Annotated in this window: 22 protein-coding genes; 17 read left to right on the forward strand and 5 right to left on the reverse strand. The window is 73.2% G+C overall.

What is annotated here, in order from left to right; all coding sequences use genetic code 11:
- Positions 1-93: 93 nt before the first annotated feature.
- The 12 genes from ABZ490_RS04320 (at position 94) to ABZ490_RS04375 (ending at position 10,956) form a co-directional block, all read left to right on the forward strand.
- Entirely contained in the window at positions 94-633 is a 540-nt protein-coding gene (locus tag ABZ490_RS04320; protein ID WP_358983863.1) for a carboxymuconolactone decarboxylase family protein, read from the forward strand.
- The gene (locus ABZ490_RS04325) at positions 630-2,117 is read left to right on the forward strand and encodes a sugar ABC transporter ATP-binding protein (RefSeq protein WP_358983865.1); all 1,488 of its coding nucleotides are present in this window, start codon (positions 630-632) and stop codon (positions 2,115-2,117) included. Before ABZ490_RS04320 ends, ABZ490_RS04325 begins: the two co-directional genes overlap by 4 nt.
- Positions 2,114-3,130: an ABC transporter permease gene (locus ABZ490_RS04330; RefSeq protein WP_358983867.1), complete on the forward strand. Its 1,017-nt coding sequence runs from the start codon at positions 2,114-2,116 to the stop codon at positions 3,128-3,130. Before ABZ490_RS04325 ends, ABZ490_RS04330 begins: the two co-directional genes overlap by 4 nt.
- A 33-nt stretch (positions 3,131-3,163) precedes the next feature.
- Positions 3,164-4,111 (forward strand): sugar ABC transporter substrate-binding protein, encoded by a 948-nt coding sequence (locus ABZ490_RS04335; protein WP_358983869.1) that lies wholly within the window; start codon positions 3,164-3,166, stop codon positions 4,109-4,111.
- A 15-nt stretch (positions 4,112-4,126) separates the two neighbouring features.
- Positions 4,127-5,035 (forward strand): LysR family transcriptional regulator, encoded by a 909-nt coding sequence (locus ABZ490_RS04340; RefSeq protein ID WP_358983871.1) that lies wholly within the window; start codon positions 4,127-4,129, stop codon positions 5,033-5,035.
- Between the two features lie 123 nt (positions 5,036-5,158).
- Entirely contained in the window at positions 5,159-6,073 is a 915-nt protein-coding gene (locus ABZ490_RS04345; RefSeq protein ID WP_358983873.1) for a VOC family protein, read from the forward strand.
- Between the two features lie 13 nt (positions 6,074-6,086).
- On the forward strand, positions 6,087-7,535 hold the full coding sequence (locus ABZ490_RS04350; protein WP_358983875.1) for an NAD-dependent succinate-semialdehyde dehydrogenase: 1,449 nt from the start codon (positions 6,087-6,089) through the stop codon (positions 7,533-7,535).
- A complete protein-coding gene (locus ABZ490_RS04355) occupies positions 7,532-8,302 on the forward strand; it encodes a fumarylacetoacetate hydrolase family protein (protein WP_358983878.1) in 771 nt (256 codons plus the stop codon). The genes ABZ490_RS04350 and ABZ490_RS04355 overlap by 4 nt, the downstream gene beginning before the upstream one ends.
- Positions 8,299-8,670, forward strand: a complete 372-nt coding sequence (locus ABZ490_RS04360; protein ID WP_358983880.1) for a VOC family protein — start codon at positions 8,299-8,301, stop codon at positions 8,668-8,670. Before ABZ490_RS04355 ends, ABZ490_RS04360 begins: the two co-directional genes overlap by 4 nt.
- A 25-nt stretch (positions 8,671-8,695) precedes the next feature.
- A complete protein-coding gene (locus ABZ490_RS04365; protein ID WP_358983882.1) occupies positions 8,696-9,481 on the forward strand; it encodes an alpha/beta hydrolase in 786 nt (261 codons plus the stop codon).
- Entirely contained in the window at positions 9,478-9,948 is a 471-nt protein-coding gene (locus ABZ490_RS04370) for a heme-binding protein (protein ID WP_358983885.1), read from the forward strand. Before ABZ490_RS04365 ends, ABZ490_RS04370 begins: the two co-directional genes overlap by 4 nt.
- A gap of 3 nt (positions 9,949-9,951) precedes the next feature.
- Positions 9,952-10,956 (forward strand): methionine synthase II (cobalamin-independent)-like protein, encoded by a 1,005-nt coding sequence (locus ABZ490_RS04375; RefSeq protein WP_358983888.1) that lies wholly within the window; start codon positions 9,952-9,954, stop codon positions 10,954-10,956.
- Between the two features lie 40 nt (positions 10,957-10,996).
- Here the strand turns inward: ABZ490_RS04375 and ABZ490_RS04380 are convergent, their stop codons facing one another.
- Entirely contained in the window at positions 10,997-11,284 is a 288-nt protein-coding gene (locus ABZ490_RS04380; RefSeq protein WP_358983891.1) for an antibiotic biosynthesis monooxygenase family protein, read from the reverse strand.
- A 172-nt stretch (positions 11,285-11,456) separates the two neighbouring features.
- Between ABZ490_RS04380 and ABZ490_RS04385 the strand changes: the two genes are divergently transcribed.
- The 5 genes from ABZ490_RS04385 to ABZ490_RS04405 all read left to right on the forward strand — a co-directional run bounded on the left by ABZ490_RS04385 (position 11,457) and on the right by ABZ490_RS04405 (position 17,940).
- On the forward strand, positions 11,457-12,923 hold the full coding sequence (locus ABZ490_RS04385; RefSeq protein WP_358983894.1) for an aldehyde dehydrogenase family protein: 1,467 nt from the start codon (positions 11,457-11,459) through the stop codon (positions 12,921-12,923).
- Entirely contained in the window at positions 12,916-14,136 is a 1,221-nt protein-coding gene (gene lhgO / locus ABZ490_RS04390; protein ID WP_358983896.1) for an L-2-hydroxyglutarate oxidase, read from the forward strand. The genes ABZ490_RS04385 and lhgO overlap by 8 nt, the downstream gene beginning before the upstream one ends.
- 135 nt (positions 14,137-14,271) lie before the next feature.
- Positions 14,272-15,132: an amidohydrolase family protein gene (locus ABZ490_RS04395; RefSeq protein ID WP_358983899.1), complete on the forward strand. Its 861-nt coding sequence runs from the start codon at positions 14,272-14,274 to the stop codon at positions 15,130-15,132.
- A gap of 13 nt (positions 15,133-15,145) precedes the next feature.
- The gene (locus ABZ490_RS04400; RefSeq protein WP_358983902.1) at positions 15,146-16,855 is read left to right on the forward strand and encodes a thiamine pyrophosphate-dependent enzyme; all 1,710 of its coding nucleotides are present in this window, start codon (positions 15,146-15,148) and stop codon (positions 16,853-16,855) included.
- Positions 16,856-16,869: 14 nt separating this feature from the next.
- A complete protein-coding gene (locus ABZ490_RS04405) occupies positions 16,870-17,940 on the forward strand; it encodes an Ldh family oxidoreductase (RefSeq protein WP_358983906.1) in 1,071 nt (356 codons plus the stop codon).
- 41 nt (positions 17,941-17,981) lie between these two features.
- Here ABZ490_RS04405 and ABZ490_RS04410 read toward each other — a convergent pair whose 3' ends face one another.
- From ABZ490_RS04410 to ABZ490_RS04425, 4 genes are all read right to left on the reverse strand, one after another.
- On the reverse strand, positions 17,982-18,926 hold the full coding sequence (locus tag ABZ490_RS04410; protein WP_358983909.1) for an alpha/beta hydrolase fold domain-containing protein: 945 nt from the start codon (positions 18,924-18,926) through the stop codon (positions 17,982-17,984).
- 96 nt (positions 18,927-19,022) lie between these two features.
- Complete coding sequence (locus ABZ490_RS04415; protein WP_358983913.1) at positions 19,023-20,090, reverse strand: class I SAM-dependent methyltransferase; 1,068 nt, start codon at positions 20,088-20,090, stop codon at positions 19,023-19,025.
- A complete protein-coding gene (locus tag ABZ490_RS04420; RefSeq protein WP_358983916.1) occupies positions 20,087-21,256 on the reverse strand; it encodes a nucleotide disphospho-sugar-binding domain-containing protein in 1,170 nt (389 codons plus the stop codon). Before ABZ490_RS04420 ends, ABZ490_RS04415 begins: the two co-directional genes overlap by 4 nt.
- Positions 21,253-22,059: an alpha/beta hydrolase gene (locus tag ABZ490_RS04425; protein ID WP_358983919.1), complete on the reverse strand. Its 807-nt coding sequence runs from the start codon at positions 22,057-22,059 to the stop codon at positions 21,253-21,255. The genes ABZ490_RS04420 and ABZ490_RS04425 overlap by 4 nt, the downstream gene beginning before the upstream one ends.
- Between the last annotated feature and the right edge of the window lie 3 nt (positions 22,060-22,062).

Genomic DNA, 22,062 nt, shown 5'->3' on the forward strand with positions numbered 1-22,062 from the left:
GGCACCGCACGGCGGCAGGACCCGTGCGGGACGTGCCGGAAAGAAAAGGCAGGTAACGGCCGGATGAGGCTTCCCGTTCTCAGCGAAGAGGAAATGGATGCGCGGCAGCAGGAGCTGGCCGCCCGGATCGCCGGCCGCCGCGGGGCCGTACGCGGCCCCTTCCGGGTCTGGCTGCACAGCCCCGAGATGTGCGAACGGGCCGAGTCGCTCGGCGCCTTCGCCCGCTTCGACTGCGCCCTGCCGAAGCGGCTGCGGGAGCTGGCCCTGCTGCTGGCCGCCCGCAACTGGGACGCCCAGTACTCCTGGAACGCCCATGTCCACCAGGCGATCGAGGCCGGCATCCCCGAGGCCGCCGTGCGGGCGATCGCCGAGAAGCGCGAGGCGGTCTTCGACGACGAGGCCGACCGGGCCTTCTACCGGTTCTGCCGGGAGATCCTGGAGGAGCACTTCGTCGGCGACGACACCTTCGCCGCCGCGCTCGCCCACTTCGGCCCCAAGGGCCTGGTCGACACCATCGGCGCGCTCGGCAACTTCACCATGCTCGGCATGTGCCTGAACGCCTTCCAGGTGGACCTCCAGGCCGACAAGGAGCCCCCCTTCCCGGACATCCGCGGCCACGGACGTGTGCGGTGAAGCCGGTCCTGCGCGTCCGGGGCGTCACCAAGAACTTCGGCGGGGCCGCCGCGCTGCGGGGTGTCGACCTCGATCTGTTCCCCGGGGAGATCCACGCCCTGATGGGCATGAACGGCGCCGGCAAGTCCACGCTCGTGCAGGTGCTGTCCGGGGTCCACCGGGCCGACGGCGGCACGGTCGAGATCGACGGCCGGCCGCAGCCCGGGCTGACCGTGCGCAGGGCCCGCGGACTGGGCGTCTCCTGCGTACCGCAGCGCCGCGAGCTGGCGATGGACCTCACCGTCGCCGAGAACATCCTCCTCGGCGACCTGCCCACCCGGGGCCCCGCCGTGCGCTGGCGGACCGTCAGGGACGAGGCCCGTGCCGCGCTCGCCGCCCTCGGTCTCGCCGTCGACGTGGAGCGCACCGCCGGGTCGCTCACCGTCGCCGAGCAGACCATGGTCGAGGTGGCCCGCGAGGTCCGCCGCGGCGGCCGCGTGCTGATCCTGGACGAGCCCACGGCCTGCCTCGGCGCCCGGGACGCCGGACGGATCCGTGCCCTGGTGCGCACCCTGCGGGACGAGGGCGTCGCCGTCGTCTACATCTCGCACTACCTCGACGAGGTGATGGCCGTCGCCGACCGCCTCACCGTCCTGCGGGACGGGCAGGTCGTCACGAGCGCCCCCGCCGCCGACCTCGACGAGGCCGGACTCGTCCGGGCCATGGTGGGCCGGGACGTCGTCTCCGCCCGTCCCGAGCGCCCCGCGCCCCGGGCCGAAGTCGGCCTCTCCGTCCAGGGGTTGAGCCAGGGCAGGGCCGTGCGGGACTTCGGCGTCGAGGTCCGCAGGGGCGAGATCGTCGCCGTCCTCGGGCCCGCCGGGGACGCCCAGTCCCGGCTGTTCGACCTGCTGTCGGGACGGCGCCGCCCCGACTCCGGCCGGCTCCACGTCGGGGGACGGGAGGTGCCCTTCGGCCGGATCGCCGCCTCGCTCGCCGGCGGACTGCGCTGTGTCACCGGCGACCGCCGCGCCCTCGGCCTGGTCCCGGGGCTCTCCCTGGACGAGAACCTGATGCTCGCCGACGACCGCTTCGCCCGCCGCCGGCTGCACCGCCGTGGCGAACTCGCCCGGCGCGCCGCCCCGTTGCGCCGCGCCTACGGGGTGCGCGCCCTCGCCGGGAACCCGCCGGTGAGCGCGCTGTCCGGGGGCAACCAGCAGAAGGTCCTGCTCGGCAAATGGCTGGAGACACGGCCGGCCGCCTGCTTCCTGGAGGACCCCACCAACGGGGTGGACATCGCGGCGATGGCCGACATCCACGCCCTCCTCGACGACCTCGCCGCCCGGGGCGTGGCCGTCCTGCTCGCCTCCTCCTCCGCCGAGGAGGTCATGCGCCTGGCCGACCGGGTCGTCGTGGTGAGCGCCGGCCGCACGGTCGCCGAGCACGACATCACCGACATCACCCGCGACGAACTCGTCGCCACGGCCCTAGGAGGACAGCCGAGTTGAGCGTCAAGACCCTTCCCGATGCCCCCGCTCCCGTCGCCGAGCCGGCCAGGTCCCGCTTCTCCCCGGGCCGGTTGCGTGAACTGCCGCACGCCGGGCTGATCGCCGTGCTCGTCCTGGTCGTGGTGTTCACCGCCGTGCGGAGCGAGACGTTCGCCACCGACCGCAACCTCGTCAACATCCTCGGCCAGATCAGCGTCAACGCCGTCCTCGCCGCCGGGCTCACCCTGCTGATGACCGCGGGCGGCATGGACTTCTCGATGGGCAGCAACGTCGCCGTCACGGCCGCCGTCGCCGCCAGGCTCCTCGCCGACGGGCGGCCCACGGTGTACGCCGTCCTCGGCGCGCTGCTGCTCGGCACCGCGATCGGACTGGTCAACGGGCTGGTGGTGACCTTCACCCGGGTGGCGCCGTTCGTGGCGACCCTGGCCTCGGCGACCCTGCTCGACGGCGTGGCGCTCCTCGTCCACGACGGCTCCACGATCTCCATCGGCACCCGGATGGCCGCCCTCGGCAGCGGCAAGGTGCTCGGCGTGCCCTGGCTGCTGGTGGTGGCGGTGCTGGTGCTGACGCTGACGGCGCTCGTCATGCGGTTCACGGTGTTCGGCCGGGACGCCTTCGCCATCGGCGGCAACGAGCACGTGGCCCGGCTCAGCGGCATCGACGTCACGGCCCGCAAACTCACCCTGTACGGCCTCACCGGCACCCTCTCGGGCCTGGCCGGTCTGATGATCCTCTCCCGGCTCGGCTCCTCCAGCCCCGGCGGCACCGCGGGACTCTCCCTGCAACTGGCCGTCGTCGCCGCGGTCGTCATCGGCGGCACCTCGCTCGCGGGCGGCCACGGCACGATCGCCGGCACCGCCCTCGGTCTGGTGCTGCTCGGCGTGGTCGCCAACGCCCTCAACCTCCTGGACTTCTCCAGCAATTACCAGCCGGTCTCGGTCGGCGCCGTGCTGCTCGTGGCGGCCGTCGCCAACGCGATGCACAAGGCGCGCTCCGGCTCCGCCCCCCACTGACCTCATCTCCCCCGTCCTGAAAGGCGGTTCACCATGAGACTCCCCGCCCGCACGCCCCGCGTCCTGTTCGCCGGCGTCACCGGCTGCGCCCTGCTGCTGACCGGATGCGGCAAGGGGGACGGCACCACCGGCTCCGGCGGTGTCTCCCTCGGCTTCGTCAACGGCGGCGACACCACCTTCCACAGCTGTCTGCAGAAGGCCGTCGAGGCCCAGGCCGGGACCGAGGGCGCCAAGGTCTACACGGCCAACTCGCACCAGAACGCCGGAACCGAGCTGTCCAACATCGAGGACATGATCTCCCGGGGCGTCAGCGCGCTGATCGTGCAGACGGTCAACGTCGACGCGCTGAAGGGCGACATCGCCAAGGCCAAGGCGGCCGGCGTGCCGATCTACCTCACCTCCGTGGTCACGAGCGACACGGACGACATCCTCGGCGCGGCCGTCGTCGACCTGAAGAAGGTCGGTTCCCTGGACGCCGGCTGGGTCGCCGAGGACGCCGCCGGCAAGGACGTGCAGGTCGGCATCGTCGCGGGCGCGCCGGGCGCGGCCTCGGACCTGCTCGTGGGCGGTTTCCAGGACGCCCTGCCCGCCACCGCGAAGGTGGTCGCCAACCAGCCCGGCATGTTCAACCCGGCGAAGGCCCAGGACGTGGCCGAGAACATGATCCAGGCCAACCCGGACCTCGACTACGCCTTCGTCGCCAACGAGGAGATGGCCTTCGGGGTGCGCAAGGCCTTCGACGCCGCCGGCAAGGACGTCGGGATCGTCACCGTCAACGGCACCGACGAGGGTCTGGCCGCGGTGAAGAGCGGGGAGTTCTCCGCGACCGTCGCGAACTCCGCCCAGGTCATCGGCCGGACCGCGGTCAAGAACGCCGTCGGACTCCTGGACGGCAAGAAGGTTGACAAGATTGCCGACATTCCTCTTCTGTTGGTCACCGACGCCAACCTGGACGAGGCCCCCCAGTACTGCGCGAAGTGAGCGACCGGAGGAACCATGGACCGCCTGCTGCTGATGCACAGCTTTGTCACCGTCGCCCAGGCCGGAAGCTTCAACGGAGCCGCCAGGAAACTCGGCTCGTCGGGGTCGCTGGTCTCCCGGCACGTGGCCGAGCTGGAGCGGCAGGTGGGGGTGCGCCTGGTCAACCGCACCGCCCGCTCGGTGAGCCTCACCGAACCGGGACAGCGCTACGCGGAATTCGCCGCCCGTATCCTCGACGAGATCGACGCCCAGGACGCGGCGCTCGCCGATTCCCACGACCGGGCCGAGGGCACGCTCAGCATCATCTGCCCGAAATGGATAGGCAGCCTGGATCTCGGCGACGCGATCGCCGCCTTTTCGGCGGCCCATCCCAAGATCCAGGTCCGTTTCGAACTCGGCGGAATGTCCGACCGCACCTACGACTTCCTGGACAGCGGATTCGACGTCGCCTTCCACACCCGCGATCTGCGGGATTCCTCCGTGCGTCTGAAGAAGATCTCCTCGCTGCCGTTCGTGCTGTGCGCCGCCCGGGACTACATCGGCCGCCGCGGCGGCCTGGACCACCCCAACGACGTCGCCCACCACGACTGCCTGGTGCACGTCAACGACCCGGTGTGGCGCATCGGCCACGGACACGCCAGCACCCTGCACAAGATCCGTAACATCGCCTTCTCGTCCAACTCCTACCTGGCCCTCCAGAAGGCCGCCGTGCACGGCCGCGGCATCGCCCTGCTGCCCCAGCGCCCGGCCTACGACGACCTCGTCTCCGGCGCCCTGGAGGTGCTGCTCCCCGAACTCGCCGTACCCGACCGTCCGCTCTACGCGATCTACGGGCCCGGATCCGACACCCCGCGCAAGATCAGCGTATTCCTGGACTTTCTCTCCGCGTGGTTCTCGCAGAACCCGATCCCGGCCATCCGATAACCGCGGCCGACGGCGCAACAACGGCGCAACAAAGGGTTGCGTATTCCGTACGGCTCGGACCGTCGACGGCCCGTCCGTCCCGAATCTACGCTCACCGGGCGACCCGGAGAGGACGAGGAATCCATGGGAATCCAGAGAATCGAATCGGTCACCTACGGCATCGACGACCTCGACGCCTGCGTCCGGTTCTTCGACGACTTCGGACTGTTCCTGGTGGAACGGACCGCCGAGCACGCCGTGTTCGAGACGCTCACCGGGCAGACCCTGCACCTCGACACCGCCCCGAGCCCCCTGCTCCCCGGCCCCGTGGAGGACGGGCCCACCCTGCGCGAGGTCGTCTGGGGCGTCGACACGCGCGAGGAGCTACGCCGGCTGGTGGACACCGTCGCCCGGGAGCACCCCGTGCGCGAGAGCGCCGACGGGGTCTTCCACACCGCCGATCGGAGCGGCTTCGGCGTCGGTCTCACCCTGGCCCGGCCGAGGAAGGCCGCCGTCGCCCCGCGCCCCGTCAACACCCCCGGGCACGTCCGGCGCTGGAACACCGCGCTGGAGCCGCTCACCCGCGCGCACCCGCTGCGGATGTGCCATGTCGCGCTCAACATCGCCAGGGCGGGCCGGGAGGACGCCGTCGCCTTCTACACCGGCCTCCTCGGCTTCCGCCCGACGGACGTCGTCGAGCCGATGGGCGTGTTCCTCCAGGCCCCGGGCGACGACGACCAGCACACCATGCTGCTCTGCCACCGCCCCGACCGCGCCGGCGTCAACCACATCGCCTACGAGGTGCCCGGCTTCGACGACGTGATCGAGGGCGCCAATTACATGATCGAACGGGGCTGGCGCGAGGCCCGCCGGCTCGGCCGGCACACGATCGGCTCCAACGTCTTCCGCTTTCTGCACGCCCCGTGCGGGGGCCGCGTCGAGTACGCCGCCGACATGGACCGCGTCGACGACTCCTACGCGACCCGTGTCCACACGACCACCCCGCCGCACCACATCTGGGCGTTGCGCACCCACCGCGACCAGGACACCCCGGCCTGAGAGGCACGCATCCATGACCACCGACCACGGCTACCCCGCCGTCCGCATGTACATCGCGGGCGAGTGGTGCCAGGGCGGGACCGGCTCCACCGCCCCGATCGTGAACCCGGCCACCGAGGAGGTGATCGGAGAAGTACCCCTGGCCACGGCCGCCGACCTGGACCGCGCCCTCGCCGCCGCCGAGGAGGGCTTCCGCGTCTGGCGGGCGACCCCCGTCACCCGGCGCACCGCCGTCCTGCACGCCGCCGCCGAGCTGATCGCCGAGCGGGCCGCCGACCTCGGCCGCGTCAGCACCCTGGAACAGGGCAAACCGCTCGCCGAGTCCACCGGTGAGGCCCGCCGCACCGCCGAGACCCTGCGCTGGCACGCCGACGACGCCCGTCGCGCGTACGGCCGTATCGTCCCCGCGGACCCCGGGACCCTGCTGACCGTACGGCGGGAGCCCATCGGCCCGGTCGCCGCGCTCGTCCCGTGGAACTTCCCGGCCGGCGGACCCAACCGCAAGATCTCCTCCGCGCTGGCCGCCGGCTGCTCCCTCGTCCTCAAGGCGTCCGAGGAGACCCCGGCCACGGCCATGGAGCTGGTCCGGTGCTACGCCGACGCCGGGCTGCCCGCCGGGGTCCTCAACCTCGTCTTCGGTGAGCCCGCCGAGGTCTCCGCCCGTCTGATCGACTCACCGGTCGTGCGGCTGGTCGCCTTCACCGGCTCCGTGCCCGTCGGCAAGTTGCTGGCCGCGCGGGCCGGGCAGGTCATGAAGCCCTCGCTGATGGAACTGGGCGGCCATGCCCCGGTGATCGTCTGCGCCGACGCCGACCCCGTGACCGCCGCCCGCAGAGCGGCGCGGGCGAAGTTCGCCAACGCCGGTCAGGTCTGCACCTCGCCGAGCCGCTTCCTCGTCCACGCCTCCCTGGTGGAGGAGTTCACCGCCGAGTTCGTGAAGGCCGCCGAGGCGGTCGTCGTCGGTGACGGGCTGGCGCCCGGGACCACGATGGGCCCCCTCGCGAACGCGCGCCGGCTCACGTCCCTGGAGCGGCTCACCGCCGACGCCGTCGCACGCGGCGCCACCGTCCGCACGGGCGGCGGCCGCCCGGACCGGCCCGGGTACTTCTTCGCGCCGACCGTTCTCACCGACGTCCCCCCGGACGCGGCGCTGATGAGCGAGGAGCCGTTCGGGCCGATCGCGCCGATCGTGCCGTTCACCCGCCTCGACGAGGCGCTCGCCACCGCGAACGCGCTGCCGTACGGACTGGCCGCCTACGGGTTCACCGCCTCCGCCGCGACCGCCGAGCGGCTCTCGGCCGAACTGGAGGCCGGGATCCTCTCCCTCAACCACTGCGGCGGCTCGGTCCACGAGGCGCCCTCCGGCGGCGTCAAGGACAGCGGCTACGGCCGGGAGGGCGGGCCGGAGGCGCTGGACGCCTACCTGGTCACCAAGCGCGTCTCCCATCTGCTGGCGCCATGAGGTACGCCCGTGTCTCGGTCGGCGGCCGGGCGGTGTGGGGCCGGGTCGGGGAGGCCGACGTCGAGCTGCTGTCCGGGTCCCCGATCGAGGGCGACCCCCGGGTCGTCGGCAGCGTCCCGCGCGCCACCGCCGTCTGGCTCCCGCCCGTGATACCCCCCGTGTTCTACGCCGTCGGCTTCAACTACCCCCGGCACATCGCGCACGCCGGCGCCGCGACCCCCGAGCGTCCCGAGGTCGGCTACCGGGCCAACAACGCGCTGACCGGCCACGGTTCGCCCATCGTCAAACCCGCCGCGGTCGAGGGCAGGTTCGAGGCCGAACCCGAACTGGTCGCCGTCCTCGGCCGCACCCTGCGGCACGCCACCCGGGAGGAGGCCCGCCGGGCGGTCTTCGGCTGGACCGTCGGCAACGACGTCAGCGCCCGCACCTGGCAGCACCGGGACCGCTCGTTCTGGCGCAGCAAGAACAGCGACACCTTCAAGCCGATGGGGCCCTGGATCGAGACCGACGTCGACGCCCTCGCGCAGACGACCACCCTGCGGGTCAACCGCGAGGTCCGGGCCGCGTTCCCCACCGGCGACATGGTCTTCGACCCCTTCGACCACATCGTCGAGATCACCCGCCACCTCACCCTGCACCCCGGCGACGTGCTGTGGATGGGCGCCGAGTCGGCCTGCGGGATCGAGCCGGGCGACACCGTGGAGATCGAGATCAGCGGCATCGGCGTGCTGTCCAACCCCGTACACCTCGAAGGGAATCGAGCATGAGCAAGGAACCCCGCTACATCCACCACGTCAACTTCCCCACCACCGACCCCGACCGGACCGCCGAGTGGTACGCGAAGGTCTTCGGGATGAAGCGGATCCAGCCCAGGTCCAACACCCGCGTGGTGCTGATGACCCGCGGCACCTTCGACCTTCACTTCACGCCGGTCGAGGAGATGGAGCGCATGGCGCCCTATCACTTCGCCGTCGAGGTCGACGACTGGGACGAGTTCCTGGAGCACCTGAAGGAGCTGGGCATCCGGCACACCCGCCCGATCCGGCGCCCCGAGAACCAGTCCACGTTCTGCTACATCCACGATCCCGACCACACCATGATCGAACTCGTGTACCACGCCAGGCGCCCCAACTGACCTGCCACCCAAGGGAGTTCACTCCATGCCCTTCGCCGACTCCGACGGCACCTCCCTCTACTACGAACGGCACGGCAGCGGCCCGGCGATCCTGTTCGTGCACGGCAGCGGCGGCCACCACGCCGCCTGGTGGCAGCAAGTGGCCGCCCTGCGCGACGAGTTCACCGTGGTCACCGTCGACCTGCGCGGCTTCGGCAAGTCCGACTCCTCCATGGCGGAGTTCGACGGCCAGGACTTCCCCGGTGACGTCGTCGCCGTCCTCGACCGGGAGGACCTGACCGACGTCATGCTCGTCGGCCAGTCCATCGGCTCCGTCGCCGCCCTGCGCGCCGGCCTGCTGCGCCCCGAACGGGTCTCCTCCGTCGTCCTCGGCCACTCCCTGGGCGGCATCGCCCACCCGGAACTCAGGGAACTGGCCGCCGCCGACCGAGCCGAGGCGGTCAGGCTCCCCGTCATCGACCGGCTGCTGACCCGGCGCTTCCAGCAGGAGCGCGCCGACCTCACCTTCCTCTTCCAGCAGATGGGCACCTTCAACGCCGCCCGGATGCAGGACCTGCGCAACCTCGACACCGACGGCCCCTCCCTGGAGGAGATCCGGGCCTGCGGCGTGCGGGTCGCGTTCCTCGCGGGCGAACGGGACGCCGTCCTCGGCGTCAGGACCGTCACCCGCGCCCATGAACTCCTCCCCGGCTCCCACCTGGAGATCGTCCCCGGCGCCCCGCACTCCATGTACTGGGAGACGCCGGGCCCCTACAACGCCGCGATCGCCCACCTGCGCCGCACCCTCACCGCACCGAAGGACGCCGTATGACCAGTCTGACCCTGGCCGCCGCCGAGGAGATCGCCGAGGCCGCCCACGCGCGGGCCGAGGCCCTGGGGAAGGCGGTGAGCGTGGCCGTCGTCGACGCAGGCGGCTTCCCCGTCGCCATCCGCCGCGCCGACGGAGCCCGGCCCCTCACCCCGGACATCGCCCGCGCCAAGGCGTACACCGCCGCCGTGATGCAGCGCCCCGGCCCGATGCTGAAGAAGTGGCAGGAGAGCCAGCCCGTGTTCTTCGCCCAGCTCTCCCAGCTCCCCGGCGCCGCCCTGCCGATCATGGCCGCCGAGGGCAGCGTCACCCTCCAGAAGGACGGCGAGATCATCGGCGGCCTCGGTGTCGCCGGCGGCACCGCCGCCGAGGACCAGGAGATCGCCGAGGACGTCCTGAAGTCCCTCGGCTACGACATGGAGTTCGCCGCCTGGGGCGTCGCGGGCGGGCCCGCCGGAAAGGACGCCTGAGCCATGGCCGACACCTTCAACTACCGCATCGACCACCACGGCAGCCTGGTCCGCCCGCCCGGCCTCGCGACCGACGACCCGGGGGCCGTGGACACGGCGGTCCGGGAGGCCGTCGCGTACCAGCGCCGACTGCGCTCCACTGTCGTCACCGACGGCGACTTCCCCCGGGAGGACTTCCGCGGCGCGGTCCTCGACGGGGTGTCGGGCTTCCGCCGTACGGACGAGACCGACGCCGACGGCCTGGTCCGCTGGGTCGCCGAGGCGCTCCCCGAGGCCAAGGGCCCGCTGCTCGCCGACCGGGCGGCCGGGCTCACCGCACTGACGGTGATCGCCGCGAAGGCCTCCCTGCCCTCCCCGGCGTACCTCGCCGCGACGACGTTCCGGCCCGGCCTCGGCGTCCCGTCGGCCCGTGCGCTGGGCGAGGCGCTGGCGGAGATCGTCCAGGCGGAGATCGTGCTCCTGGTCTCCCGGGGCGTACGCCTGATCCAGCTCAACAACCCGCTCCTGCTGGGCCAGTTGGGCACCGATCCCACCGACCCGGGCGCGCTCTCCTTCGAGGACGCGCTCGCGGTGGACGCGTCGGCCGTACGACTCGACGAGCGCCCCGAGGGCGTACGGATCGGCGTCTCGCCGGGCTGGAGCGCACCCGCCGAGGTGGACCGGGCACGGGCGGAGCGGCTCTACGGCACGGTCGGCGCCGACCGCTGGATCCTCCCCTTCGACCAGGGCACCCCGGCCGAACTGGACCTGGTCCGGGCGCTCCCGGACGACCGGGACTTCTGCCTGGGCGTGGTCGACGCGACGGACCCGGAGCTCGAGGACATCGACACGGTGATGGCCCGGATCGACGCGGTGGGCGGGTTCAAGGACCTGGAGGACGGGGCGGTGTCCCCGTCCCGGGGCTTCGCCGACGTGGCGACCCGCCCGCTCCTGACCGCCGAGGACCAACGCCGCAAGCTGGTCCTGGTGGAGACGCTCGCCCGGTACTGCTGGGGCAACGAGTTCTGAAGCGCGCGTGAAGGGGCCGGGCGGGCCCGGCCCCTCGGGGTCACAGCGTTTCGGCGAAGGTCACCGTGCGTTCCGTGAGCAGGGGCCACACGGTCTCCACGATCAACTCCTCGAAATGATCCGCCGCCTTGTGGGCCTCGAATCCGGCGCGGTCCGCGTACCGCTCGTACAACAGGAACCCACCCGGCTCGTCCACCACCGCATGCACCTCGTACCCCTTGTTCGCGGGCTCGCCGAGCGTGCGTTCCCGCATCCTCAGCAACGCCTCCCGCACGGTCGCCTCGTCGGCGGGCGCACAGCGGTAGTGGGCGACGACTGCGTAGGCCATGTCCGTGTCTCCTCGGGTCGGGGTCCGGCCCGGTGATTCCAGCACGGATCATGCGCCGCACGGCCTCCGCGCGGCGCAACCTATGCCTGCCGCCGAGCCCCTGGTGCCCCCGCCCCGACCTGGTGTTCTCTCGCAGTCCGCCCTCTGGCCGACGAAGGAAGTGACCCCGTACATGCGCACCCAGGAAACCCTCTCCGGCGGGGAGTGGGTGACGAGCGGCGACTGGATCGACGTCCTCGACCCCGCAGACCTCCGCACCCCGGTCGCCCGCGTCCCCGCCCTCCCGGCCGAGGACGTGACCCGGGCCTTCGACCACGCCGAGCGCGGGTTCGCCGTATGGAAGCGCACCAGCCCGTTCGAGCGGGCCCGGATCCTCACCGACGCGGCGCGGCTGATCCGTGAGCGCGCCCGGGAGATCTCCGCCGACGTCACCGCGGAGAACGGCAAGACCCTCGCGGAGGCGACCGGTGAGACCCTCAAGGCCGCCGACTTCCTGGAGTACTACGCCGGATGCGCCCGGCAGGGCTACGGCACCCTCCTGCACGACGTACGCCCGCACCACCGTACGCACACCCAGCGCGAGCCGATCGGGGTGATCCTGGTGATCAGCCCCTGGAACGACCCGCTGATCACCCCGGCCCGCAAGCTCGCCCCCCTGCTCGCGGCGGGCAACGCGGCCGTGTTCAAGCCGGCGACGGAGACCCCGCTGGCGGGGCTGCACCTCGCCCGCGCCCTGCACGACGCCGGGCTGCCGGCCGGTGTCCTGAACGTCGTCACCGGACGCACCGCCTCCATCGAGGAGGCCCTGCTCGACGACCCGCGGATCGCCGGCCTCACCTTCACCGGCTCCAACGCCGTCGGCAACCGCATCCGCCGCCGGCTCGCCGACCGCAACGTCCGCTTCCAGGGCGAACTCGGCGGCAAGAACGCGTCCGTGGTACTGGCGGACGCCGATCTGCCGGCCGCCGCGCGGGCCGTGGCGGCGGCCGCGTTCGGGCAGGCGGGGCAGCGCTGCACCGCCACCAGCCGGGTGATCGTCGACCGCCCGGTGTACGAGGAGTTCACCCGGCTCCTCCTCGGCGAGGTGGCGGCGCTGAAGGGCGGCCCGGGCACCGACCCGGCGACGACGCTGGGCCCGTTGTCGAGCCCGAAGCAGCGCGACGGCGTCCTCGCGGCCGTCACCCGGGCCGTCGAGCAGGGCGCCACCGTCCTGACCGGCGGCCGGGCCGACACCGAGGGGGAGCGGGCGCACGGCTGCCATGTGCTGCCGACGGTCCTCGCCGACGTCACGCCCGAGTCCGCGCTCTGGCGCGAGGAGGTGTTCGGACCGGTCCTCGCGCTGCGGGCGGTCGACGGGTTCGACGCGGCCGTCGAGGCCGTCAACGACTCCGCGTTCGGGCTCGCCGCCGCCGTCTTCACCCGCGATCTGGCCCGCGCCCACCGGTTCGCCGACGCGGCCGAGTGCGGGCAGGTCGCCGTCAACACGACCACCACCGGCTGGGACGTCCATCTGCCGTTCGGCGGATTCCGCGACTCCGGTACGGCGTACAAGGAGCAGGGCGAGGAGGTGCTCCGCTTCTCCACCCGCGTCAAGACGGTGGCGATCAACCTCGGGGCCCCGGAGCGCGCCCATGGCTGACGAGACGATCGGGGTCGTGGGCGCCGGCATCGTGGGGCTGGCCACGGCTCGTGAGCTCGCCCTGCGCCGCCCCGGCACCCGTGTCGTGGTGGTCGAGAAGGAGCGGGCGGCCGCGCTGCACCAGACCGGCCACAACTCGGGCGTCGTCCACGCCGGCCTGTACTACCCACCCGGCAGCCTCAAGGCCGGGCTGTGCGTGCGCGGGGTCGCCCTCTTGCGCGCGTACTGCCGGGACCGGGAACTGCCGTACCGGGAGACCGGCAAGCTGGTGGTGGCCGTCCGCCGGGACGAACTCGGCCGGATGGACGCCCTGTTCGAGCGGGCCCGCACCAACCACGTCCCGGATCTGCGCAGGGTCTCCCGGGAGGAGATCCGGGAGATCGAGCCGCACGCCGGGGGGATCGCGGCCCTGCACTCGCCGCGCACCGCGATCACCGACTACCCGGCGATCGCCCGCGCCTTCGCCCGGGACGTCGTCGACTCCGGCGGCGAGGTGCGGTTCGGCTTCCCGGTCACGGGGATCAGGGCGGTGCCCGGCGGGGTGGAGGTGGCGTCCCGGACCTCCTCGGGGGAGGAACGCCTGCGCGTGGACCGGCTGATCCTCTGCGCGGGCCTCCACTCCGACACGGTCGCCGGTCTCGCCCGGGACCGCGGGGAGCCGCGGATCGTGCCCTTCCGCGGCGAGTACATGCTGCTGAGACCGGAGCGCACGCACCTGGTGCGGGGCCTGGTCTACCCGGTGCCGGACCCGCGCTACCCGTTCCTCGGGGTCCACTTCACCCCGCGGGTCGACGGCACGGTGGAGGTCGGCCCGAACGCCGTCCTGGCCCTGGCCCGCGAGGGCTACACCCGCACCCGGATCTCCCCCCGCGACCTCGCCGGCCTCGCCGTCTACCCCGGTACCTGGCGGATGGCGGCCCGGCACTGGCGTACCGGCATCAAGGAGTACCGGGGCTCCTTCTCCACGGCCGCCTTCATGCGGGACGCCGGACTGTACGTCCCCGGCGTGGGCGTCCGGGACGTCGTGCGCGGCGGGGCGGGGGTGCGCGCCCAGGCGCTGGACCGGGACGGCACCCTCGTGGACGACTTCCGCGTCCACCGCCTCGGCCGGGTCACCGCCGTGCGCAACGCGCCCTCGCCCGCCGCGACCGCCTCGATGGCGATCGCCGAGCATCTCGCCGACACCGTCCTCGCCCACCGTTCCGCCTCCTGAAACGCCCTGCGAACAGGGCGGATCCGCGCAAGAACAGCTTGCGCTCCCAGGGGCTCCGCAAGGCCTTTCCGCCCGCCTAGCGTTCCCTGCGCAACGCCCCACCACGTGCCCCACCGAGAGAAGGAAGTACGGGACATGTTCGTCGTCGACACGCAGATCCACATCTGGCTGGAAGAGACCCCGGACCGCCCCTGGGTGCCCGGCGCCCGGGAGCGGATCCGTCTCAACGGCCACCGCGAGGACCCGTTCTCCTACGAGGAGGCCCTGGAGCTGATGGACGAGGCCGGCGTGAACCGCGCGCTGATCCTGCCGCCGTCCTGGGAGGGCGACCGCATCGACTACGCCCTGGAGGCCTGCGAGGCCCACCCGGACCGGTTCGGCATCATGGCCCGCATTCCGCAGGACAAGCCCGACGAGGGCAGGGCCATGCTCCAGGACTTCGCGCAGAACCCGCACGTCAAGGGCACCAGGCTCACCTTCCACCGGCCGCAGGACCGCAACTGGATGATCGACGGCACCAACGACTGGTACTGGCCGGTCGCCGAGGAACTGCGCATCCCCACCATGGTCCACGCCCCGATCTGGAAGCGGGAACTCGGGCAGATCGCCGCGAAGCACCCCGAGCTGAAGATCATCATCGATCACATGGGCATCATGGCCCGCTGTGTCGACGACGCGATCGGCTACTGGGTCTCCGAGACCGCCGACCTGGCCGTCCACCCCAACATCTACGTCAAGGTCTCGGCGCTCCCCGGCTACTCGACGCAGCCCTTCCCGCACGGCAACATCCAGAAGTACGTGCGCGAGATGGTCGACAGGATGGGCCCGCAGCGCTGCTTCTACGGCACGGACATCACCCGGCTGCTGGGCCACGGCATCACCTACACCGACACCATCGAACAGTTCACCAAGCACTGGGACTTCACGCCCGAGGAACTGGAGTGGATCATGGGCCGCGGTATCTCCGAGGTCCTGAACTGGCCGATCGAGGGCTGAGGACACCACGCAGATGACCGACACCACTCCCGCGCCGCGCCTGGACGGCGGTGATGCCTTCGTCGCCGCCTTCGAGGCCGCCGGCGCCGACCATCTCTTCTGCTCCTCCGGCTCCGAATGGGCCCCGGTGTGGGAGTCCCTGGCCCGCCGCCACCGCGACGGCGAGCCGGCGCCCCGGTACCTGGACCTCACCCACGAGACCGTGGCCGTCGGCATGGCCACCGGCTACGCACTCCTCGCCCGCCGCCCCCAGGGGGTGCTGCTGCACGCGGCCCCCGGCCTGCTCCAGGGCTCGATGGCGGTGCACGGCGCGCTCCTCGCGGGCGTGCCCATGGTGGTGGCCTCCTCGGAGTCGACCACCTACGGCGACGCCCCCGGCCACGACCCGGGCGGGCAGTGGTACCGCAACCTGTCGATCGTGGGCGGCCCGCACCATGTCGCCCAGCCCTTCACCAAGTGGGCCAACGAGGCCGCCAGCGTCCACACCCTGCCCACCATGATCACCCGGGCGGCGGAGCTGTCCTGGCGGGCCCCGGCGGGACCGGCCTACCTGAACGTCCCGCTGGAGATCCTGCTGGAGGAGTGGGACGGCCGTACGGCCAAGCCCGTCGTCCCGCCCGGCTCCACCCACAGCTCGCCCGAAGAGGCCGACGCCGTCGCGCAGTTGATCCGCGAGGCGACCCACCCGGTGATCGTCACCGAGACGGCGGGCCGGGAGGCGGGCGGCTTCGAGGCCCTCGTCGCCTTCGCCGAGGCCTGGCAGATCCCGGTCGTCGAGCCCGACTCCGCGGTCTGCGGCAACTTCCCGCGCACCCACCCGCTGCACGCGGGCAGCGACATCGGACCGTGGCTGGACGAGGCGGACCTGATCCTGCTCGTCAACTGCCGGGCCCCCTTCTACCCGCCGTCCCGCCGCCCCGCCCGGGCGACGGTCGTGGTGATCGACGAGGTGCCGCAGCGCCCGCACGTCGTCTACCAAGTCCTCTTCGCCGACCGGTACCTGGAGGGCAACGTCACCAACAGCCTGCGCCAGCTGGCCAAACGGGCCAAGGACCTCGACGGTGCGGCGCTGAGCGCCCGCCGCACGGCCCAGGAACAGCGGCACGCGCGGGAACAGGCCGCCGTCGCCGCCGCCGAAGCACGGGCGGCGGCCGCGGAGGGCATCGACCCGGTACTGGTCGCCGCGACCCTGCGCGGACTGCTCGACGGCAGGGACGGGATCGTCGTGGACGAGACGATCACCCACAGCAGAGTGGTCAAGCGGCATCTGCGCACCTCCGCCCCCGACTCGTACTTCTACGTCCAGGGCGGACTCGGCCAGGGCCTCGCGGTCGCCCTCGGCGTCAAACTCGCCGCGCCGGAGCGCCCGGTGGTGCTCACGATCGGCGACGGCGCGTTCGTCTACAACCCGCTCGTCCCGTCGTACGACGCCTCCAGGACGTACGGACTCCCGCTGCTGGTCGTGGTGTTCAACAACCGCGTCTACCGGTCCATGAACCTCAACCACCGCCGCTTCTACCCCGACGGCGCCGCCGCCGGGACGGGGGAGTGGCTGGGCACCGATCTGCACCGGCTGCCCCGGCTGGCGTCCTTCGCCGAGCCCTTCGGCATGCACACCGAGACCGTCGACACCCCGGACGCGCTCGCCCCCGCCCTGGAGCGCGCCCTCAAGGCCGTGGCCGGGGGCACCACCGCCGTCGTCGACGTCCTCGTCACCCGCTGACCCAGGAGACTCCCATGCCCACCCCCTCCCCGAAGGTCCTGGTGCCCGCGGCGGACCTGTGCGCCTTCTCCGCCGCCCTCCTGGAGAAGGGCGGTCTGAGCGCCGAGCACGCCCGGACCACCGCCGAGGTGTTCGTCTGGGCCGCCCGGCGCGGTGTCGACTCGCACGGCATCGCCCGCGTCCCCGCCTATCTGGACCTGCTGGACAAGGGCGTCGCCAACGCCGCCCCCCGGATCGTCGTCGAGTCGAGCGCCCCGGCCGCGGCCGTCCTGGACGCCGACCGCGCGCCCGGCCCGGTCGCCCTCACCGCCGCCGCCGACGAGGCCGTCACCCGGGCCCGGTCGACCGGGGTCGCGGCGGTCGGCGTACGCCGTACCGTGCACACCGGGGCGATCGGCTACTACGTGTCGCGGATCGCCGAACAGGGCCTGATCGGCATCGGGTTCGTCGCCGGCATGCCGAACATGGGCTACACCGGGGCGAAGGGCGCGGCGGTCGCGACCAGCCCGCTCGCCGTCGCCGTACCGACCGCCCCGGGCTCGCGGCACGCCCCGCCGCTGCTCGACATGGCCACCGCCACCGTCGCCCTGGGAAAGATCCGGCAGGCGAAGGCGTCCGGCAGTCCGCTGCCGGAGGGGGCGGCGGCCACCGAGGACGGCACTCCCACCACCGACCCGGAGCGGGCGGTCATGCCGCTGCCGCTGGGCGGGGCGAAGGGCTCCGGCATGTCGCTGGCGTTCGAACTGCTCACCAGTGTGCTGGTCGGCGCGCCGATCTTCGCCGCCTTCCACTCCGACGACCCGGCGGGCCGCAGGCACCGCCAGAACGCCCTGCTCCTCGCGGTCGACCCGGCGGCCTTCGGCGCCGCGGACGTCTTCACCGAGGACGTCGAGGCGACCCTGGACACCCTGAAGGGACTGCCCGTGGCGGACGGCGCCGAGGGCGTGTTCTACCCGGGCGAACGCAGCGCCGCCGTGGCCGCGGGCCGAGGGGAGCGGGGCATCCCGGTCGCGCCGAAGGTGTGGCGTGAACTGACCGAACGCGCACAGCAGTTGGGGGTCGTCCCGCCGGAAGCCGCCGAATAGGGGGACGGCGGCTCCCGGCGGGACCGCGGCGCCCGCGCCTCTCAGGAGGCGTCGGGCGCGGTGGCCCGGAGGAGATGACGGGCCATCAGGGCGTAGGCGGCACGGGCCTTCTCGTCGTCGCTCGTGTCATAGCCGTGGTCGGCGCCGGCCACGTCGTGGTGCTCGACGAGGGCACCGGCCGCGCGCAGCCGCTCGGCGTAGCGGACCGCCTCGGCGCGCAGCAGGTCGTACTCGGCCGTGACCACCAGCGCCGGCGCGATGCCCCGGAGATCGGCGGTGTCCGAGGGGTGCGCGGGGGAGACGAGCCGGTCGGCGCGCTCCCCGGCGTCGGGCACGTACGACGTGTCGAAGACGTCCGCCATCCAGGGCCGCAGCATCGGCCGGGCGACCGCCGCCTTCTTGTCCCGGGCGGCGGTGGCGAGGTCCAGCGGCGGATAGTGCAGCACCTGGAGGGCGATCGACGGCCCGCCCCGCTCCAGGGCCTGGCGGGCCACGGCCGCGGCGAGGCCGCCGCCCGCGCTCTGCCCGCCCACGGTGAGCCGCGCGCCGTCCCAGCCGTGCTCCGCGCCGTGCTCCGCCACCCAGCGCACGACCTCGTACGCCTGGGTGGTCGGCGCCGGGAACGGGTGCTGCGGCGCGACCACGTACTGCACGTTGACCACGACCACGCCCGCCTCGACGGCGAGGAACCGGCACAGCCCGTCGTCCATCACCGGCATCGACATGACATAGCCGCCGCCGTGGAAGTTGACGTGGACGGGCGGCCGCGTGGCGGTCCCGGCCGGCGGCAGGTACACCGTGACCGGCGCCGGGGCGACCGAGGTCGGCACGGTCGCCCCGCTCGCGTCCCGCGGGTACTCGGGGAACCGGGCCCGCCAGGCGGCCGCGGAACCGGGGCCGCCGGAGCGGCGGCCCGCCAGTCTGGTGAGGCCCTGCATCGTCTTGGCGGCGCGGGTCGCCACCGCCGGTCTGGCCAGGAGGGACATGGGGGTTCCGTTCGTCGGACCGTACCGTCGATCATCAGGATTCCTGTTGATGCGATGGGCCCGAAGCTAGCACGGCGGAACCCGTCTGCCCAGCCGTCAGTCGCGTCGGGCCACGATCCGGTACGCGTTGGACACACCCAGCCGGTGCGCCAGCGGCCGGACGGCGAACCGGTCGAGCAGCGTGCCCGCGATCAGCGCCGGGATGCCCGCGATCAGCAGCGCCGCCCGCAGCGCCCGGCGCGGCCCGCCCGGCCGTGCGGGCAGCCACGGCGCGTCCTCGCGCGGCGCCGCGTGGTCCAGCGCAAGCCAGACGGCGGCCAGCAGATCGACCGGGTCGTGCGGCTCGGCGTGCTGCTCCGCGACCACCGTGAAGCCCAGCTCGGTGAGCCGGTCGCGCAGATTGCCCACCGGCACCAGATGCAGATGCTGCGGCTGGAGCCAGGGCAGCCACCAGCGGCCGAGCAGCCGGGCGTACCGGCTCTCGGGGTCGGGGACCTCGATCAGCAGATGGCCGCCCGGCCGCACCGCCTCCCGCGCGGCCCGCAGCTCACGGTCGGGATCGGTGCTGTGCTCCAGATAGTGGAACATGCTCACCACGTCGTAACGGGCGGCCAGTTCGGGCGCCAGGTCCGGGAAGCCGCCCCGGTGGCCGTGCGCCACCCGGCCCTCCCGCTCGGCGAGTTCGACGCCGTCGGTGAAGTCCAGGCCGTCGAACACCGTGTCCGGCAGCACCTCGCGCGCCGCCGCGCAGAAATGCCCGTGCCCGGTGCCCACGTCCAGCCAGGCCTTCGGCGCGCGGTCGTGCGGCAGCATCGACTCGGCCCGGTTCCGGTACGCCTTCGTCCGCGCCCCGAAGGTCTCCCCGAGCTTCTTCTCCCCGAGGCCGTCGTAGAAGTCCCGGTAGTAGAACTCCAGCCCCTCCGCGTTCAGCCGGGGGTTCTGGAAGACGTGCCCGCAGCCCTCGCAGCGGTCCAGCACGAACCGGCCCGGCTTGTGCTGGAGCAGGTCGGTGGTGCGCAGCCGGGTGGTGAGGGCCTCGCAGCCGCACCACGGGCAGCTGGTGCGCCGGGGCTCCAGGAAGCGCTCCACCCCGGCCGCGAGGTCGGCCCGGTAGCCGGGGCGCAGCGCGGCGATCCGCTCGGTCGGCCGCAGCTCGTCGGTCATCCGGACTCCCTTGCCAGCTCGTCGAGATGGTCCGCGGCGGCCGGTGCGCCGCCCGCGGCACGGAACGCCGAACCGATCCGGTCGGCGGCCGCCCAGTACTCGGGCCCGTGCAGTACGGCGTCCAGGGCGGCGCCCAGCCGCTCCGCGGTGACCCGGCCGAAGCGCACCCGCACCCCGGCACCCGCGTCCACGACCTGCCCGGCGACCACCGGCTGGTCGTCCCGGATGGGGGCGACGACCAGCGGGACACCGTGCCACAGCGCCTCGCACACCGTGTTGTGCCCGGCGTGGCACACCACCGCGTCCACCCCCCGTTCCAGCAGCGCGAGTTGGGGCACGGACGGCACCACCAGCACGTCCTTGTCGTCCTCGCCGCCCTCGGCGGCGCCGAGCGTACCGCCCGGATCGACGATCAACGCCTGCACCTGGTCGGCCCGTTCGCGCAGCGCGGAGCGGCACACGTCGAGAAAACGCTCGCCCACATCGGTGTTGGCGGTGCCGAGACTCACCAGGACGGTGGCCCGTCCGGCGTCGAGCCACTCCCAGGGGAAGCCGGACGCCTCGGGGCGCGCGGTGATCGAGGGACCCACCCAGCGGACGCCCTCGGCCGGGCCCGCCAGCTCCGCCGCGCTGAACCCCAGCACGAGATGCGGGGAGAAGCGCGGGTCGGTCGTCCGCGCGGGATCGCCGAGCAGCGCGCGCAGGGCGGCCAGCCGCCCGTCGACCCACTCCCGCACCTTGGGCAGCCCGGCCAGCGGATCGGTGAACTCCGCCGAGGTCGTCGCCGAGGTCGCCCAGGGCAGCCCCAGCCGCTCGGCGGTGAACGCCCCCGCGAACGCCTGCTGGTCGGCCACCACCACATCCGGCCGGAACTCCTCGGCCGCCGCCCGCACCCCCGGCGCCATCGCCTCGGCCAGCGGCAGCAGATACCACTCCCACAGGAACTTCAGCGCCTCGGGGCCGCGCAGCTCGGCGGGCCGCTCGCCCTTCACGGCACCGGCACACGCGAAGACGCGCGCGTCGGGCCCCGCGAGCCGCCCCACCAGCTCCGGGTCCGGGCACACCCACGCCACCCGGTGTCCCCGCGCGACCAGCTCGGCGGCGACCCCCACGGTGGGGTTCACATGCCCGACCAGCGGCGGCACGACGAACAGGAACCCGCTCACCGGGCCGCCGTCCCCAGGGTCCGCGCCACCAGCGCCAGCGCCTGCTCGCCCACCGTCCCCGAGGCCTCCACGAGGATGGAGTGCTCATGTCCGGGCACGAGCACCGTCCGGCAGTCCGGCAGCAGCCCCTCCAGCCAGGCCGCCTGCCCGGCCAGGTCGGAGTCGCCCCCGTAGAGGGCCAGCACCGGGCAGCGCACCGCCGCGATCTGTTCCTCGGTGAGCACCCGGCTGGCCGGGATGTCCCGGCCGAGCGTCGTCTCCCGCACCAGCCGCGCCGCGCCCCTGGCCAGCCGGGCCGTGTGCTGCCCCCGGTTGGCCGTGACCCAGGCGAGCGCCTCCGGCTCGTGGTGCGCGAGCCGCTCCACCACCCAGCCCAGGATCCGCTCCAGTTTCTCCGCCCAGGCGGGGGTGGCCGGCTCGGACTCGATGAGACAGACGCTGCTCGCCCGCTCCGGATGACGGGCCGCGTAGCCGAACGCGACCGTGCCGCCGTAGGAGTTGCCGACCAGGTGCACCGGCCCGGACACCCCGAGCCGGTCCAGGAGCGCCTCCAGGTCGTCGATGTTGTGGTCCAGGGTGTAGCCCTCGGCGGGGCGCTCGCTGCGGCCGTGGCCGCGCAGGTCGTACATGACGACGTCGAGTCCGGCCGCCGCGAACGCGGGGCCGACGGTGAAGTAGTGGCTGGCCAGGCTGTCGGTGAGCAGCCCGTGCACCAGGACGACGGTGGCGCCGGCCGGGCGGCCCCCGCCGGGACCGAGCCGCTGGACGTGCAACCGGACGGTGCCGGTGTCGACCATCGCCATGGC

Source organism: Streptomyces sp. NPDC005811 (genome assembly GCF_040630405.1).
Lineage (GTDB): Bacteria > Actinomycetota > Actinomycetes > Streptomycetales > Streptomycetaceae > Streptomyces.